Annotated in this window: 10 protein-coding genes and 1 tRNA gene; 7 read left to right on the plus strand and 4 right to left on the minus strand. The window is 29.7% G+C overall.

What is annotated here, in order from left to right:
- The first annotated feature begins 59 nt into the window (after window positions 1-59).
- Complete coding sequence (locus tag IPP08_04290; GenBank protein ID QQS67390.1) at window positions 60-1,628, plus strand: menaquinone biosynthesis decarboxylase; 1,569 nt, start codon at window positions 60-62, stop codon at window positions 1,626-1,628.
- A 57-nt stretch (window positions 1,629-1,685) separates the two neighbouring features.
- On the opposite strand, the gene IPP08_04295 is transcribed toward IPP08_04290, so the two are convergent.
- The 3 genes from IPP08_04295 to era all read right to left on the minus strand — a co-directional run bounded on the left by IPP08_04295 (window position 1,686) and on the right by era (window position 4,064).
- Window positions 1,686-2,360 carry a hypothetical protein gene (locus IPP08_04295; protein ID QQS67391.1) on the minus strand — a complete coding sequence of 225 codons (675 nt, stop codon included), beginning with the start codon at window positions 2,358-2,360 and terminating at the stop codon, window positions 1,686-1,688.
- A 168-nt stretch (window positions 2,361-2,528) separates the two neighbouring features.
- On the minus strand, window positions 2,529-3,110 hold the full coding sequence (locus IPP08_04300; protein QQS67392.1) for a DUF899 family protein: 582 nt from the start codon (window positions 3,108-3,110) through the stop codon (window positions 2,529-2,531).
- A gap of 54 nt (window positions 3,111-3,164) precedes the next feature.
- Complete coding sequence (gene era / locus IPP08_04305; GenBank protein QQS67393.1) at window positions 3,165-4,064, minus strand: GTPase Era; 900 nt, start codon at window positions 4,062-4,064, stop codon at window positions 3,165-3,167.
- A 170-nt stretch (window positions 4,065-4,234) separates the two neighbouring features.
- Between era and IPP08_04310 the strand changes: the two genes are divergently transcribed.
- The 6 genes from IPP08_04310 to IPP08_04335 all read left to right on the plus strand — a co-directional run bounded on the left by IPP08_04310 (window position 4,235) and on the right by IPP08_04335 (window position 14,997).
- A tRNA-Thr gene (locus tag IPP08_04310) sits at window positions 4,235-4,307 on the plus strand.
- A gap of 75 nt (window positions 4,308-4,382) precedes the next feature.
- Window positions 4,383-4,910 carry a DUF2721 domain-containing protein gene (locus IPP08_04315; protein ID QQS67394.1) on the plus strand — a complete coding sequence of 176 codons (528 nt, stop codon included), beginning with the start codon at window positions 4,383-4,385 and terminating at the stop codon, window positions 4,908-4,910.
- A gap of 45 nt (window positions 4,911-4,955) precedes the next feature.
- The gene (locus tag IPP08_04320) at window positions 4,956-6,347 is read left to right on the plus strand and encodes a hypothetical protein (protein QQS67395.1); all 1,392 of its coding nucleotides are present in this window, start codon (window positions 4,956-4,958) and stop codon (window positions 6,345-6,347) included.
- A 130-nt stretch (window positions 6,348-6,477) separates the two neighbouring features.
- The gene (locus tag IPP08_04325) at window positions 6,478-8,451 is read left to right on the plus strand and encodes an OmpA family protein (GenBank protein ID QQS67396.1); all 1,974 of its coding nucleotides are present in this window, start codon (window positions 6,478-6,480) and stop codon (window positions 8,449-8,451) included.
- A 68-nt stretch (window positions 8,452-8,519) separates the two neighbouring features.
- Window positions 8,520-11,639, plus strand: coding sequence for a tetratricopeptide repeat protein (locus IPP08_04330; GenBank protein ID QQS67397.1), 3,120 nt, complete (start codon window positions 8,520-8,522; stop codon window positions 11,637-11,639).
- 148 nt (window positions 11,640-11,787) lie between these two features.
- Window positions 11,788-14,997: a choice-of-anchor D domain-containing protein gene (locus tag IPP08_04335; protein QQS67398.1), complete on the plus strand. Its 3,210-nt coding sequence runs from the start codon at window positions 11,788-11,790 to the stop codon at window positions 14,995-14,997.
- Window positions 14,998-15,074: 77 nt separating this feature from the next.
- On the opposite strand, the gene IPP08_04340 is transcribed toward IPP08_04335, so the two are convergent.
- On the minus strand, window positions 15,075-15,500 hold the full coding sequence (locus tag IPP08_04340) for a DedA family protein (GenBank protein ID QQS67399.1): 426 nt from the start codon (window positions 15,498-15,500) through the stop codon (window positions 15,075-15,077).
- Between the last annotated feature and the right edge of the window lie 53 nt (window positions 15,501-15,553).

Below are 15,553 nucleotides of genomic sequence, written 5' to 3' on the forward strand. Positions count from 1 at the left end.
ATGTTCAAACCCAATTTGATTTATAATTTTGCATAAATCAAATAATAATAAAAAATACATTGAAAGGATATAATACAACAGAAGATTTTATAAAAGCACTGGAAGCTGCTGGAGAACTAATTCGAGTTCAAAAAGAAGTAGATCCAATTCTTGAGGTTTCAGAAATTGCTTGTAGAGTTATGGCAATGCAAGGTCCAGCCCTATTGTTTGAAAATGTCAAGGGTGCATCTATGCCATTACTTATTAATGCATACGGTTCTGAAAAGAAAATGTTAATGGCACTTGGTGCAAATTCCTTTAATGAAATCTCTGAAAGGATGATGGATTTGTTAGAATTAAAAGCCCCAACTTCTTTTAAAGAAACAATGAAAATGTTGCCTACAATAGCGGGCATCAGAAAATTTCCACCGAGAACAGTTAAGAATGCTCCTTGCCAGGAAGTTACATATACAAACAATGAGATTGATTTGAATTTAATTCCGATAATTAAATGTTGGCCCCAAGATGGTGGCAATTTTATTACTTTACCTCAAGTAATAACTAAAAGTTTAAAGTCTGGAGTTCAAAATGTTGGAATGTATAGAATGCAGGTTATTGATAAAAGGACAACTTTTTTGCATTCTCAATCTCATCATGGTACAGCTGCACATATCAGAGAATATAATGAGGCTGGTATTACAAAAATACCTTGCGTAGTGGCAATTGGGGGTTCAAGTGTTTCAACCTATGCAGCTACTGCTCCAATGCCTCCAGAGCTTGATGAATGGATTCTTGCAGGTTTCCTTAGGAATGAGCCTGTTGATATGGTAAAGGCTATTACATGCGATTTGAAAGTCCCAGCTGAAGCAGATATAATTTTAGAAGGCTATATAGATACTCAAGACACAAGAACTGAAGGTCCTTTTGGAGATCATACTGGATTTTATACGCTTAAGGACGAATACCCAACTTTTCATATAACTACAATAACCACAAGGAAAAATCCAATTTATTGGACAACAATTGTGGGTAGGCCCCCTAAAGAAGATTATTTTTTAGGTAAAGCAACTGAAAGAATATTTTTAAATATTTTAAAAAAAACTGTTCCAGAAATTGTTGATATGAACTTACCAGTATTTGGAGTATTTCATAATTTTTGTTTTGTTTCCATTCGTAAAGAATATCCGTATCATGCAAGAAAAGTTATGAATGCATTATGGGGACTTGGACAAATGTCATTAACAAAATATTTAGTAGTTGTGGATAGTGATATTGATGTTCAAAATACTAATGAAGTTTTGTTTTATGTTGGAGCAAACGTTGACCCACAAAGAGATATGCAATTTACTAGAGGACCAATTGATGTGCTAGATCATGCAAGTGATATAATGGGGATTGGGAGTAAAGTTGGAATTGATGCAACACGTAAATGGGATGGTGAAGGCTTTAAAAGACTATGGCCTAAAGACTTAAAAATGGATAAAGAGGTTGTTGAAAGTGTAACTTCTAAATGGCTTGAATATGGTATTCCAGAGAAACTAATGGCTGGAGTTGAAATTGTTAGAGGTGAAAAATTATTAACTGAATTAGAAGCAAGAAGTGGAGGTGGAAAAATTGGAAATATAGAAAGTAAAGAAGCTCAATTATAAATAAAAAAAAGGCTTACAAAATATGTGAGCCTTTTTAATTATAATAAATTTATTTGATTACTTTAATGAATAACTAATTAAAGTTCTAATAGATTTACCTTTTGGAGAAGATTCAATTGATTCTAACCTAACTATATAACCAATTTTCTTTGAAAAATTCATTACATTATCATTTGATGAAGAATATACTAATTTGTTGTTTCTATAATATTCGCTTGAATTTGTGAATTTAACTTGTTTTGTGGAGATTGTTTCATTCCCTACTTTAATATCTGAATCAATTCCTGGAAAAAACTTAATTGAAGATTTACCTAAAGAATTTGAATCTTTATATTCAGGAAACAAAAAAGTTGACTCTTTTTGTGTTGAAACTGGGAATGTATACCACAATCCATTAATAGAATCTATAGAAAAATATGATGAAATATCACCATTTGTTTCGTATGAATAATTAGTTGGATCACCTGGTACATTCTTGATTTTAGTTACAACTGAAACAACATTACTTTTATTGATAAAAGTTGTTGCAGAAGTTACAACTGTATCAACCTCATTTGTTCTATAAGTCTCAACACCATTTGTATCATAATGAACATTTGTAAAAGTAAAAGAGCTTCCTTGCTTAGGAATTACAGTTGCAATCTCAGTGTTTACCAAATCAGTTTTAGAGCAAGATGATAGAGAAATGATTACTGATAAGATTGAAAAAATTTTGAAGTAAGTAAATTTCATGTTAAATTTTTTGATTTTTTAAAAAGTTGTTTTGGTATTTGAGTGGCATTCTTGAATTTTTGAAATGAACCATTAATACTCGAAATACCGAAAACGTAACATGAATATTTTAATTTTAAGTTTTTCAAATAATTTTTTAAAAAATAAAAAATTTATAATAAATGAAATTTAATAATGATACTTAGGTTGCCAATCGTTACATCCTTTTGACAATAGTTCAAAGAAATGCCAAACATTATTATAAGTATCTCCTGGACCAAAATAGTCTTTATTAGATCTATAAATTTTATTATCTTTTTTAACAAAAGCTGAAACTCCAGGATTATAATATGTTCTGCCACCTTTTAAATATGAATAACCTACGTCTTTTATAAAATTTGAATCGTGAGCAGAAATACAATTGAATTCCCAATTCCTACTTTCAGAAAATTCTTTCATAATTGATGGAGGATTTGGAGAAATAAGAACGAAAGGTACCCTATCATTTAAAGGTTTTGTTAAGCTGCTAAATCCATCTGCCCATAAAGTGCAATATGTACAACTTTTCCCCATATTATGAATAACTAACAACTCATCTTTATCTTGAAAAAGAGAAGATAACATAACTGTATTTCCATCTTTATCTAAAAGTGCATAATCATCAAATTCTTCTAAAGGTCTTTCCTTACGAAGCTCTAATATCTTCATTCTAAGCACTTCAATTTCAGTTTGTATTGCTTCAATCTGATTGTCTGTTTCTTGATAAGTCATAATAAAAATTGTTGTTAAATTTAAGTAGTAATTTGATTTAATATTTAATTAAAACTAATAGCCAAAACCTTTTAATCTACTTTCGTTTGATTTCCATCCTTCTTTAACTTTAACAAATAGTTCTAAGTATATTTTCTCACCTAAAAATTCTTCAATTGAAAGCCTAGCATTTGTACCGAGAAGCTTTAACATACTACCACCTTTCCCAATAACAATTCCTTTTTGTGATTCTCGTTCAACAATTATATCTGCTGTAATACGTGTTTTATCTTTACCATTAGATTCTTGAAACTTAATAATTTCAATCTCAACTGAATAAGGTAATTCTTTCTTAAACATTTTGAAGGCTTGTTCTCTTATTAACTCACTTACAAAAAATCTTTGTGGCTGATCGCTAACTTGTTCTGGATCGTACAAAATTTCACCAATAGGTAGGTTCTCAATAATTAACTTTGTTAAAAGCTCAACATTATCATTTTTTAAAGCAGAAATTGGAACAATTTCTTTAAAAATTTTCATATTATTATATTTTTCAATAACAGGCAAAGTGACGTTTCTATCATCAAGAGCATCAACTTTATTTAATACTAAAATTACAGGTTTACCTAATTTAGTAATACCTCCTAAAGCTGTTTCTGCAAGTCTTTCAAAATCTGGTGAAAGCATGTCTAACATTAACAGCACAACATCTGTGTCTCCTAAAGCATGCTCAATATATCCTAGCATTTTTTCCTGTAAAAGATAAGCTGGTGAAAGAACTCCAGGAGTATCAGTAAAAATAATTTGGGCTTCATCATTAGAATAAATCCCCATTACGTTTTTACGTGTTGTTTGGGGTTTCTTAGACACTATTGAAAGGTGTACACCTAAAATAGAATTTAGCAATGTAGATTTGCCTGTATTTGGTTCGCCAACAATTGCAACGTAACCAGTTTTAAAATTTTCATTTATCATATTTGCAAACTTAATTGAGATTTTACAAATAAAAATATATTCATTTATTTTATTCTAAATTTAGATTACTTATTTTTGGTAATAAGTTAAGTTATCGGGATTTTTAAAGTATAGATTAAATGGATTGAATTGTTTTTTTTATTAGATTAATTTTAATCAATGTAACAAAAGCCATTATAGCTTAGTTGGTAGAGCAACTCATTCGTAATGAGTAGGTCATCGGTTCGATTCCGATTAATGGCTCATTTTAAGCAAAGCTCAATTGAGTTTTAATCATATTATAACTTCAATATTTTAATAATTTTTATTAATAAATAAATGGGAAACGAAATTGGTTTAGGCATTTTAACTTCAATGTTAACTCCTGCAATTCTTATTTCAGCTTGTGGAACTCTCATTTTATCTACATCTTCAAGATTAGGTAGAGTTGTTGATAGAGTTAGAAATTTATTTGTTAGGTTTGAGGAACTATCTCAACATGGTGAGGTTAAAGAAAATAATAGCAAACGAATTTCAATAATATTCTCTCAATTAAGTAAACTTACAAAAAGATCTAAATATCTACAAAGAGGTATTACAAGTTTTTATGTTAGTTTAAGTTTTTTTGTAGGGACAAGTGTTGTTATTGGAATATTAAATGTAATTGGTAAAGAATTTAATTGGATTCCAATTGCATTAGGAATTTTTGGAGCTGTAATTTTACTTTATGGAAGTATAATGCTTATTCTAGAAACTAAACTTGCATTGAGTAGTGTTCATGAAGAAATGGATTTTTTATTGGAAATGGGTCAAGTATTTGCACCTAAAGAACTCCTTGAAATAAAGAAGAAAAAACTTTTTAGTTAAAGCTATAAGTTTTATTTAAAACTAAAAATTAAATTTATAATTTTTATGAGTTCTAAAATTTATTCAAATTTGATAATTAAATTTATACTTTTTGTAAGTTCTAATTCAATATTATTTTCTCAAAGTATTGAGGTATATTTTAATAAAAGTGTAAATGTAAATTTAGCCAATCCATTAGAAAATAAATCTAAAGTTACAGACTTAGCAAAATTAGTAACAAACATTATAGATTCTGCAAAAACTACTATTGATATAGCAATGTATAGTCTTAATATGAACAATGTAACAGATGCTTTGAAAAAGGCTAAATTAAGAGGTGTTGTAGTTCGTGTAATTTCACATATAGACAATTTTACAAGCACTGGTAATAATTTTCAAAAGTTAATTCAAAATGGAATTAATGTAATATCTAATCCAAAAATTGATTCAGGAATTCAACCTTTAATGCATAATAAATTTTGTGTTATTGATAATAGTATGGTAGTAACTGGAAGTTGGAATGCTACTTATAATGGAACTTATTTGGAAGCAAATAATTTAGTAATTGTAAATGACAAATTAGTTTCAGAAACATTTACAACTGAATTTAACGAAATGTGGGGGAGTGAAAATCAACTTCCAGATTTACAAAAATCAAAATTTGGTTCAAGTAAAACTGATAATACAAACCATAATTTTAAGTTGTTTGATGGGACTGAAATAGAAGTATATTTTTCTCCTTCTGATAAATTAACTTCTAAAATAGTGAGGCAAATTGATTTGTCAAAAAATTGTATATATACTTCAAACTTAACAATGACTTCTAATGAAATTTCAAATGCTTTAAAGAGGAATAAGGAAAATAATAAATCAGATATTCGTTGTTTAATAGATAATACGAGTGATCAAGGTAGTGTTTATAATTTCCTTCAAACATTTTGTGATGCTTTGGCATGGGGAAACGATTCAATTTTATTGCACCACAAATATGCAATAACTGATGTAATTCCATTTCAGTCAACTAAAAATTCAAGTGTTACAACTGGCTCATTCAACTTCACTTATAGTGCGGAATCAAGGAATGATGAAAATTTAATTGTAATTCATAATTCTTTAATTGCGAATCAGTTCTTACAAGAATTTTCAAACAGATATAAAGAAGCAAATGGTTTGAGAGATTTTAATTCTATTACTTCTGTAGAAAATGATATTTTTGAAGATATAAAGTTGTATCAAAATTCGTATTCAAATATTATTTGGATTGAAAATTTATCACAATATGAATTTAATTATGAGTTATACTCAAATATTGGAAATTTTTTGATTTCAAATTCTATTGAGCCAAATAATTTATTAAGTAAAATAGATTTAATAACATTCCCAAAAGGTGTTTACTGGCTTAAAACCATAATTCAAGGAAAGTTAATTTTCAAAAAAATATTAATTCTTAATCAATAAATTATTTGATTTATATTTATTAAGAACATTCTTAATTTGCCTTTTTTAAGATACTTTATAATAAAAGTACTTTTAATTATTAAACTAATTATTACATTCATTTCGAAACTTATAATCAAAATACTATATTATGAATTTAAATAAATTTTTACTGACATTAATTCTCACTTTAATATTATGTGGGAATTTGTATGCTCAGGAACCTGAAACTAGCGATCAACAACAATGGTCAAAATGGTGGTATGGATTTTACTTAGGAGCAAATTATAACATGTTTAGTGGGAAAGTTTTGGATCTTCAAAATGGATTGCCATTGGTTGCATTACCAGATGGCTTTATTAAAGGAAGTGGCTTTGGTCCTTTAGCTGGTGGGATATTAGAATATAATTCTGGTGGATTACTTGGTGGCAATTTGCAACTTGGATATAGTGGTAAATCAATTACATTTAATGATTTTGAAACCACATCTGTTACATCAGATTCTGTTTTTCAACAAAGATTAACAACTTCACATTCTTTCATTACAATTGAACCAAATTTGAGGTTAAATCTTGGAAACAGGTTCTTACATTTAACGGCTGGTCCTAGTTTTATGATAAATATGGGTAAAGGTTTTGATTATCAACAAATTAAACTTGGTAATAAACCACCTGTTTCAACAAAAGCTGATTTACCAAATTCAAGAGGGCTCGTTATAGGTGGGCAAGCTTCAATAGGATATGATTTTATGATTAGCAAGCCATCTTCAATTAGTCAGATTTTGTTAACTCCATACTTACAATTTCAAACAGGGCAAAGTTTAACAAACCAGATTCAAGGTTCAGATGAAATGTTTGGTATTAATGCATTAAGGCTTGGTTTTCAGGTTAAATTTGGATCAAGACCAGCAGAGGGAAAAGGTGAAGAACCAACAGTTTTTAACACTGATTTTAATGTAAAAGCTCCAAATGTAATAACTGATTCAAGAATTTTAAAAGAGACTTTCCCAATTAGGAATTATGTATTCTTTGATCCAACATCAACAGATATACCAACTAGATATAAATTATTACCTAAAACAGATGCCATTAATTTTAAAGAAAGTGATTTAATTAAATCTGGTGTTTCATCAGGAGGAAGTGATGCAGTTCAAATTAGATCACGTCAACAAATGGAAATATATTATAATTTGTTGAATGTATTTGGGGACAGATTGCGCACTAATACTTCAGCAAATGTAACTTTAACTGGATATGCTGCAGGAAACATGAAGAACGCTCAAATTATGGCTGATAATGTTAAAAAATACTTAGTGAATAATTTTGATATAGCTGAATATAGAATAACTTCAAGAAATATTGGAGCTCCTTTAAATTATAGTAATGCTAATACCGAAGATGCGGAACTTATTAAAGCAGAAAGTTATCGAGTTGAAATTACAACAAATCCAATAGATATTTTAAAGCCTGCTATGTTAAATTCTGTACAAGAAGAAATGCTTGATAATGATGTAATTGTTACAATTCCTGAAAATGAGGATGTCGCTTTTTGGAGTATAGATGTAAATGAAGAAGGTAAACCACCCTCAACACAAGGACCTTACAAAGGAACAAATACTGCAAGAATAAATGCTAAAGAATTATTAGGAAATAGAGATGAAGCTAAATATATTTTAAAAATTAATATAACAAGGAGAGATGGTTCAGTGGTTTCTTCTCAAGAGCCACAATCAATTAGGTTAACTAAGGGTGATGTAAATGAGAAAGATACACAAGGATTGAGATATTCTATTTTATTTGAATTTGACGAATCTAAAACAGTTCAAACATACACTGATTTCCTAGCTCAGTCAGTTGTACCAAATATTTCTAATGGTTCAACAGTAATTATTCATGGACACACAGATAACATTGGGAATCCTGATTACAATGCAAAACTTTCACAAAAAAGAGTTGAGGAGACTCAGAAAATTCTTACAAAAGAGTTGAGTAAATCAGGTAAAACAGTGAAATATGATACATTTGGTTTTGGAGAAGATGATAATAGAACACCATTCGCAAATAGTTCACCAGAAGGACGCTTTTATAATAGAACAGTAGTAATAGAGATCATTCCAGGAAATTAAAAATTGTAAAAATCTAATTTATGTTAAAAGAATTAGGTAGGTAATTTGTGTCCACAAAGATTTGTAAAATGAATTTTAAAGATTCAGATTTTATTAAAAATAAGACCTATTTTATTTTTTTTATAGTAGTTGTTTTTGTAAATTTATCTAGCCTGATTGCACAACCAAACTTTGCAGTCAGGCGTTCTTTGGTTAATGCAGTTGATGAGGCTAAAAATTACTTAGATTATGACAATGCTCCAAGTGCAATAATAGTTTTAATAAATGCAATTGATTCATCAGATGAAACAATAGATAAATCTGACGCATTATTTTTATTAAGTAATATCCTATTTTTAGAAGGGAGGTATGATCTGTTAATTGAGAGTACAAACAAATTCTTATGGTTGTATTCTAAAGATTTTAGAAGTTCAGATATGGCTTTTCTAAAAGGAATTGGATGTTACCTTACCAAAAAATTTGATAATGCTAAAGAAATGTTTAATAAAACAATTTCTTTAAATGTTAATCGCGTTGGTGAATCATATTATTGGAAAGCAAGAATGTTTGTAGAAGATTTAAATTATGATTCAATACAATTTTATATCGATAAATCGATTGAGCTTTCACCCCATCAATATTCAGATTATGCTTTATATTTATCTGGATGGTTAAACGAATTCAGAAATAAAAATGATACTGCTGCTGCTCTGTATAGAGTTCTTCTGCGAGATTATGAATCAAGTCCTCTAATATCAGATGCTCAAATTAGATTAGCAATAATAGAGGGAAGAAGAGGAAGCTACAATTCTGCATTTGAATTGTTAGATAGCCTCTTGCCTCAAGGAGAAAGGCAAAAAGAAGAAAGGCTTTTTATGTTAGGTGAATTAGCAAGTAGTTTGGAAAATTATAATGATGTAATTAAGTTTAGGAAATTATTCATAAAAAATTATCCATCAAGCAGACGAATTAGACCTACAATTTATTCTCTTGCTTGGGGTTATTTAAAAACCCAAAAATTTGATAGCTCTTTGATATATTTCACTAAATTACAGAATGATAAAGATTCATTAGCCCTAGCATCAAATTATCAAATTGCAACATTAAAACTTGTAACTGGAGATACAATATCTGCTATTAAAGGATATGAAAATTTAATTTATAAATACTCGAATGGTGCTTTTACAGATAATGCATATTACCAATTAGGGTCAATATTTTACGTTCGAAAAATGTATGATTCAACAAGACATTATTTATTTTATTTAACTAAACAATTCCCTAAAAGTGAGATAAGACCTAAAGCTCAGTATTTATTAGCAGAAAGTTATTCACAACTGAATGATCCTATTAATGCTTATTATGCATTTGCAAGAGTTAGAAAAATTGACTCAAATTCCGAACTTGTTATGAAATCATTGTATCGTGAAGGTATAATGCTATACCGTTCTGGAAGATTCAGAACAGCTAGCGATAGGTTTAGAGAATACTTAGAAAAATACCCAAAAGGAAATGATATTCCTCAAGCAACTTATTGGTTAGCTGATGCTGTTTTTATGACTGGATCATTTAAGGAATCAGAATTGTATTTTAGAAATTATTTAAATAATTATAAAGATGGAGATAAAAATCAGGATGCATTGTTTGGACTTGGATGGAGTTTGTTTAAACAAAAGAATATTAAAGAATCTTCAAATACATTCTTAGAATTTATAACAAAATACCCAAGAAGTCCTCAAAATGTGGAAGCAACTATTAGGTTAGCTGATTGCAAGAAAATATTAGGTGAGCCAGATTCTGCATTAGAACTTTATAAAAAAGCTATTATCTTAGCAAGCTTAGGAACCCAAAATGAAGAGTCAAGGTTTAGATATGCAGAGATATTACTTCAACTAAATGATACAAACACTGCAATTGAATCTATTCGTGAGTTAATTAAGGATTATCCTAACTCTCCAAGAAAAGAATTGTACTTTATAAATATTGCAACAATTTACAAAAACTCGAATCAAGATTCTTTATCAATTAATGAACTTTCTAATTTTATAAAAAATTATCCTCAAAGTAATTTAATTCCGCAAGCATATTTAATATCTGGAGATGCATTTTTCAATCAAATGAAATATAATAGTTCATTAGCTTATTACGATTCAATTCTTATAAAATATCCATTGAGTTATGTAGTACCAGAAGCATTAGATGGTGCAAGGTATTCACTTGAAAAAATGGGATTAAATCAAGAAGCATTAGCTGTTATAGATAGTTTTGAAGTTCGAAATCCAAATAGGATTGCAGGAGATTCATTGTTATATAAAAGGGCTTTAATATTAATTGAACAAGGCAATTACCCAGAGGGAATTGGAGCATGCAGAAGATTGGAGCAAAATTTTATAAAATCTGAATTAATTCCAGAAGCAAAATTATTATCAGCTCGTGGTTTTCTAAATTGGCAAAAACCAGATACTGCTTACAACATTTACCAATCGGTTTTAGATTCATTCCCAAATTCAAATGCTCGTTTTGATGCTTTAGTTGAACAATCTAACATACTCTCTAAAAATGAACGTTGGACAGAAATTATTTTAAAGTTAGATACTTTATGTAGAAAAAATAAAACATATAATAAATTACCTGAAGCAAAATTCATTTTAGCAAAATCTTATCTTCAAAGCGGTGATAGTGCTTCAGCATTATTTCATTTTAATTCAGTTCTTGAGTTAAAGAAAATATTTGATATGAACATCTTGAATGATACTTCAACTATAGACTCTGGTAGAATTGACGATGACTTATTTTTAACAAACAAAGAAGATGCAAATTTAGATTATTATACAGATAGATCAAGGAATGCAATTGCAAGAATTTTATCTAAACAAAATAAAATTGATACAGCATTAACATTAACAAGAATTGTAATATCTAGAAGATTAGATGATGCTGCTGTTGAAGCGTATATTGTTAACAGTGAAATATTATTTTTAAACAGAGATTATATAACTGCAATTACCCAACTTAAAAGACTCCAAAGGGAATTTATTGGATACCCAGATTCTGTTGAACCATCATATTTACTCATGGGAAGTTGTTATGAAAAACTTGGTGAAATAATTTCAGCAAGGGAAGTCTATAATAAATTACTACTAATAACTAAAAATGATAAATTGAAAATAGAAACAAATTTAAGATTGAAAAAATTGAAGAAGAAATAAATGTAGTAATTAAATTTATAAATAATTTTTATTTTGATAAATTAATCAAATTATTTTTGTATTTTACAAATTGAATTTTTATTAATTTTTCTTTATAAAATATAATTTTCTTTTTTAGTGGTTTTAATAACTTTTTAATTTCAATCAAATGAAAAAAATCTATTCTTATTTATTTGTTTTGTCAGCAATATTATTGTTTTGTAATAATGTTGCCAAAGCACAAGTCTGGACTAATTACAGCCGCACCAATTCGGTAGGTGCAGCACCAATGGATCCATCTGGTGGTACTGAAGTTTGGCCTAGTGGAACTCAGTATTCACAAAATTATGGCACAACAATGCCTTCAACTCCAATACCATTTCCTTTTACATTAGATTGTAGAACATGGAATTATGTAGGAATTACACAAAATGGATTTTTAACGTTGTATAACACTCCTACTTTTACTAATTATCCATATCCATATATGAATGGTATCTATGCGTATAATTATGGTTATACAACTCCACCATATATGAATGGTCCAACATTAACTGCATTAAATGATTACATGATTGTTCAAGATGGAGGTGTTAGTTATAAAACTTTTGGATCATCACCAAATAGAATCTTTCAAGTAACATGGAACGTAAAATCATTTGATCAAGTTTATAATGGTTTTGGTGGAAATTCTAACTTATTGCAAGTTAGAATTTATGAAGGTACAAATAAAGTTGAAATGTACTTAGATGCAGCAAGTTATAACGGAACATATAATGGGCGTTACTCTACAATGGCATGTATTTTTAATTATGGAGGTGCTTCACCATACATTGTAAATGTTGTTAAACCATATTTTACATATACAACCGCAATGCCTTTTGGGCAGTATTACACAGGAATACCTACAGGAGCATTATTTACTTATACACCACCTCTTCCAATTTTAATTGGTAATTTACCATCATCACCATCAGTATCTCCAGTTGGAACAGATGAAATGTTATCAGCAGTACCAGCATCGGGAACAGTATTATATTCAACTACAATTTATAGTGGAACAGGTGGGGCAGCTCCATTTCCAATAACAATGACAAATGGTGGAACATCTGGTCGAACTTATAGCTTTCGAATAACACGAGATCCTTCAATATCCCCAGGTGAATATCAATTTGTTCCAAGTTGTTCTACAGGTACGGGGTCATCAGTATCTGTATCAGCAACAACACATCCAACACAAGGCACGTTTGAACCAAATAGTTTCTTCTCTGTTTTTTTAAATCCAGGGCAGTCAATAACACCTTGTATGCAGTTTACTCCAACTTGCGGAGGAACTAGAAAAGCAACATTAACTGTTAGTGATGGATGTTCAGGAAGTGATTATGCTTTAAGAGCAGTTGCATCAGACAGAGTAGTAGTAAGTGATCCTGGTATGGATATTGGTAGAGCACCTGGTGCATTAGGTTGTGGTGCTGCATTAATGGATGGAAGAGTTAACCCAGGTTATCAAGTTCCATTCGGTTCAAATGGAATATTTACACCAGTTAGATTTAGAAATACTGCTTCATCACCATTAGTAATTAATACTGCAGAGATTATGGGAGCTGGAAGAAGTCAATATCAATTCAGCACATCTGGAACAGCTTCTGGACCTTGGGTAAATACACCAGCTGCAAGTATTTCAATTCCTGGAGGAGGAACATTTGATTGGTATATTCAGTTTACACCAGACAAACATGGTTGCCGTCCAGCTTCATTACAATTGAAATATGATTGTATTACATGTGAATTCAATTTATATGGTGTGGGTGCAGGAAAAGCTGCAACATTTAGTGTTGACGGTGTTGATATCAATGATGGCAGATTTGCAGGTTATGCAACAACTCCAGAACAGTGTTCACAAGAGATGGTTACAATACCAATTAATTTATCAAATTATGGAACTCAAAACGTTAATATAACAGACTTAAAAGTTTATGCATTAGAAACAGGAATATCTCAAGGTAGTCCTCAATATGCATTATCTTCTCCTTTAAAAAGTGTTTCTGATTATTTCGTAACAACTAACACTCCAATAAGCCCAACAACTTCACCATTGAATTTGTTAGTACCAGGACCAACAGGAGTTTATGCAGCATTACCAAATATCCAAGCGTGTAAGAGTGACAAGATTTTATATTTAACTTTCTCACCAACATTAGCAGGAAAGCGTTATGCAAGAATATTCTTACAAACAGACGCAACTAACTTTAGTGGTAAAGATGCAAATGGTGTGGTTGTTCCAGGAATGTTAAATTTAGATTTATATGGCAAAGGAACTGGAGCATTTATGTCAGATATAGCAGGCAAACGCCCAGGCGATGTAATGTATCCTGATACTAAAGTTGGAATGGAGAGCAAAAAAACAATTACATTCTACAATTCAGGAAAGAAATGTGATTTGCAAATAACAAAAATTTGGATGACATCAGGTGATGTAGATGATGTTAAAGAATTTAATATGTTAACAGACATAAGCAAACCATTTACAGTAAAAGCAGGAGGAAGCATAACTTTGGATGTAACATTCATACCACAATCAGCAGGCACAAGATATGCAGTTGTAAATTTCAGAACAAACGATGCAACAGATGTAAATACAGCATTGGATGAGAAAGGAGTAGTGAGAGTAAGATTGGTAGGAAAAGGTATAGGAACATTGATCCAAGGAGATGATACAGATTTTGGAACATTAGTAGAGAATAATGAGCAAGAAAAATCAAGAAAGATAGAGGTAAATTTCCATAACCAAGACTTGAAACCATCAACAATAGTAGATGTAACAATAACTGGAGCAAATGCAAGTGATTTTGGATTCACAAAAGTAAGTTTACCAAAACAGATTTTACCAGGAGATGATATGAAAGTATTGGTAGAGTTTGCACCAAAGAGTGGAGTAGGAATGAAAGTTGCAGAGTTAAACATAATAATGAATAATGGCAACACATATGTATATCCATTAAATGGAGAAGTAGGTACAAGAGTAATAAGTGTTAAAGGAGAAAGTAATCCATTAGCATTTGGCAACTTGGGAGTAAAACAAGTATCACGCAGAACAGTAATGTTAATGAATACAGGAAGTGTAGCATTAACATTAACATCAATGAAAGTAAGTGGAGCAGATGCGTCATCATTCACATTAGGAAAAGTAGCAAGATTAGTATTAGATCCTGGAATGAGTATCCCATTAGAAATAAGTATGATGGGAACAACAACAGGAGCAAAGAGTGCTAAATTTGAAGTAATGAGCGATGGAACAAACGGCACACAAGAAATAATGTTACAAGGTTTAGTTTCAAATACAATTAAGAGAGATACTAATGGAAAAGTTATTAAGTAATTAATAACTCTAAAGAAAAAAACCTCGATATTTAATTATATCGGGGTTTTTTTATTATGAAATAAAAGTAAATTATATCAAGTAACAAATTTAATAGCAATTAATGCTATTAGGAAAAATCTTAAAACTTTACCAATAGATAAATAAATGATTGATTGAAATAAAGGAAGTTTCAAAGCACCCCCAATAGCAACTATAACATCACCAATAAAGGGTACCCAAGATAAAAGTAAAGAACATGGTCCATACTTATTTACCATTTTAACAGCATTATTGTATCTACTTTTGTTTTCATCAGATAGTTTATTTAAAATAATTTCGCCACCTTTTTTACCTAAACAAAAAGTTGAAATTCCACCAATAATATTTCCAATTGAGGCAATAAGTAATGGTATCAAAATTACTTTTTCACTTAACACTACTTTAAAAAAATAAGGTTCAGAAGAGATTGGTAATACACTTGCTGCAGCTAAAGACCAAGCAAATAATATTAAATAATTCATAAAAAAGTAGTAAGAAGAAGTAAAAATAAGTATTAGAAATTTAAAAGGAATTT

Source organism: Chlorobiota bacterium (assembly GCA_016700335.1).
In the GTDB taxonomy this organism is placed as follows: Bacteria; Bacteroidota; Ignavibacteria; order OLB7; family OLB7.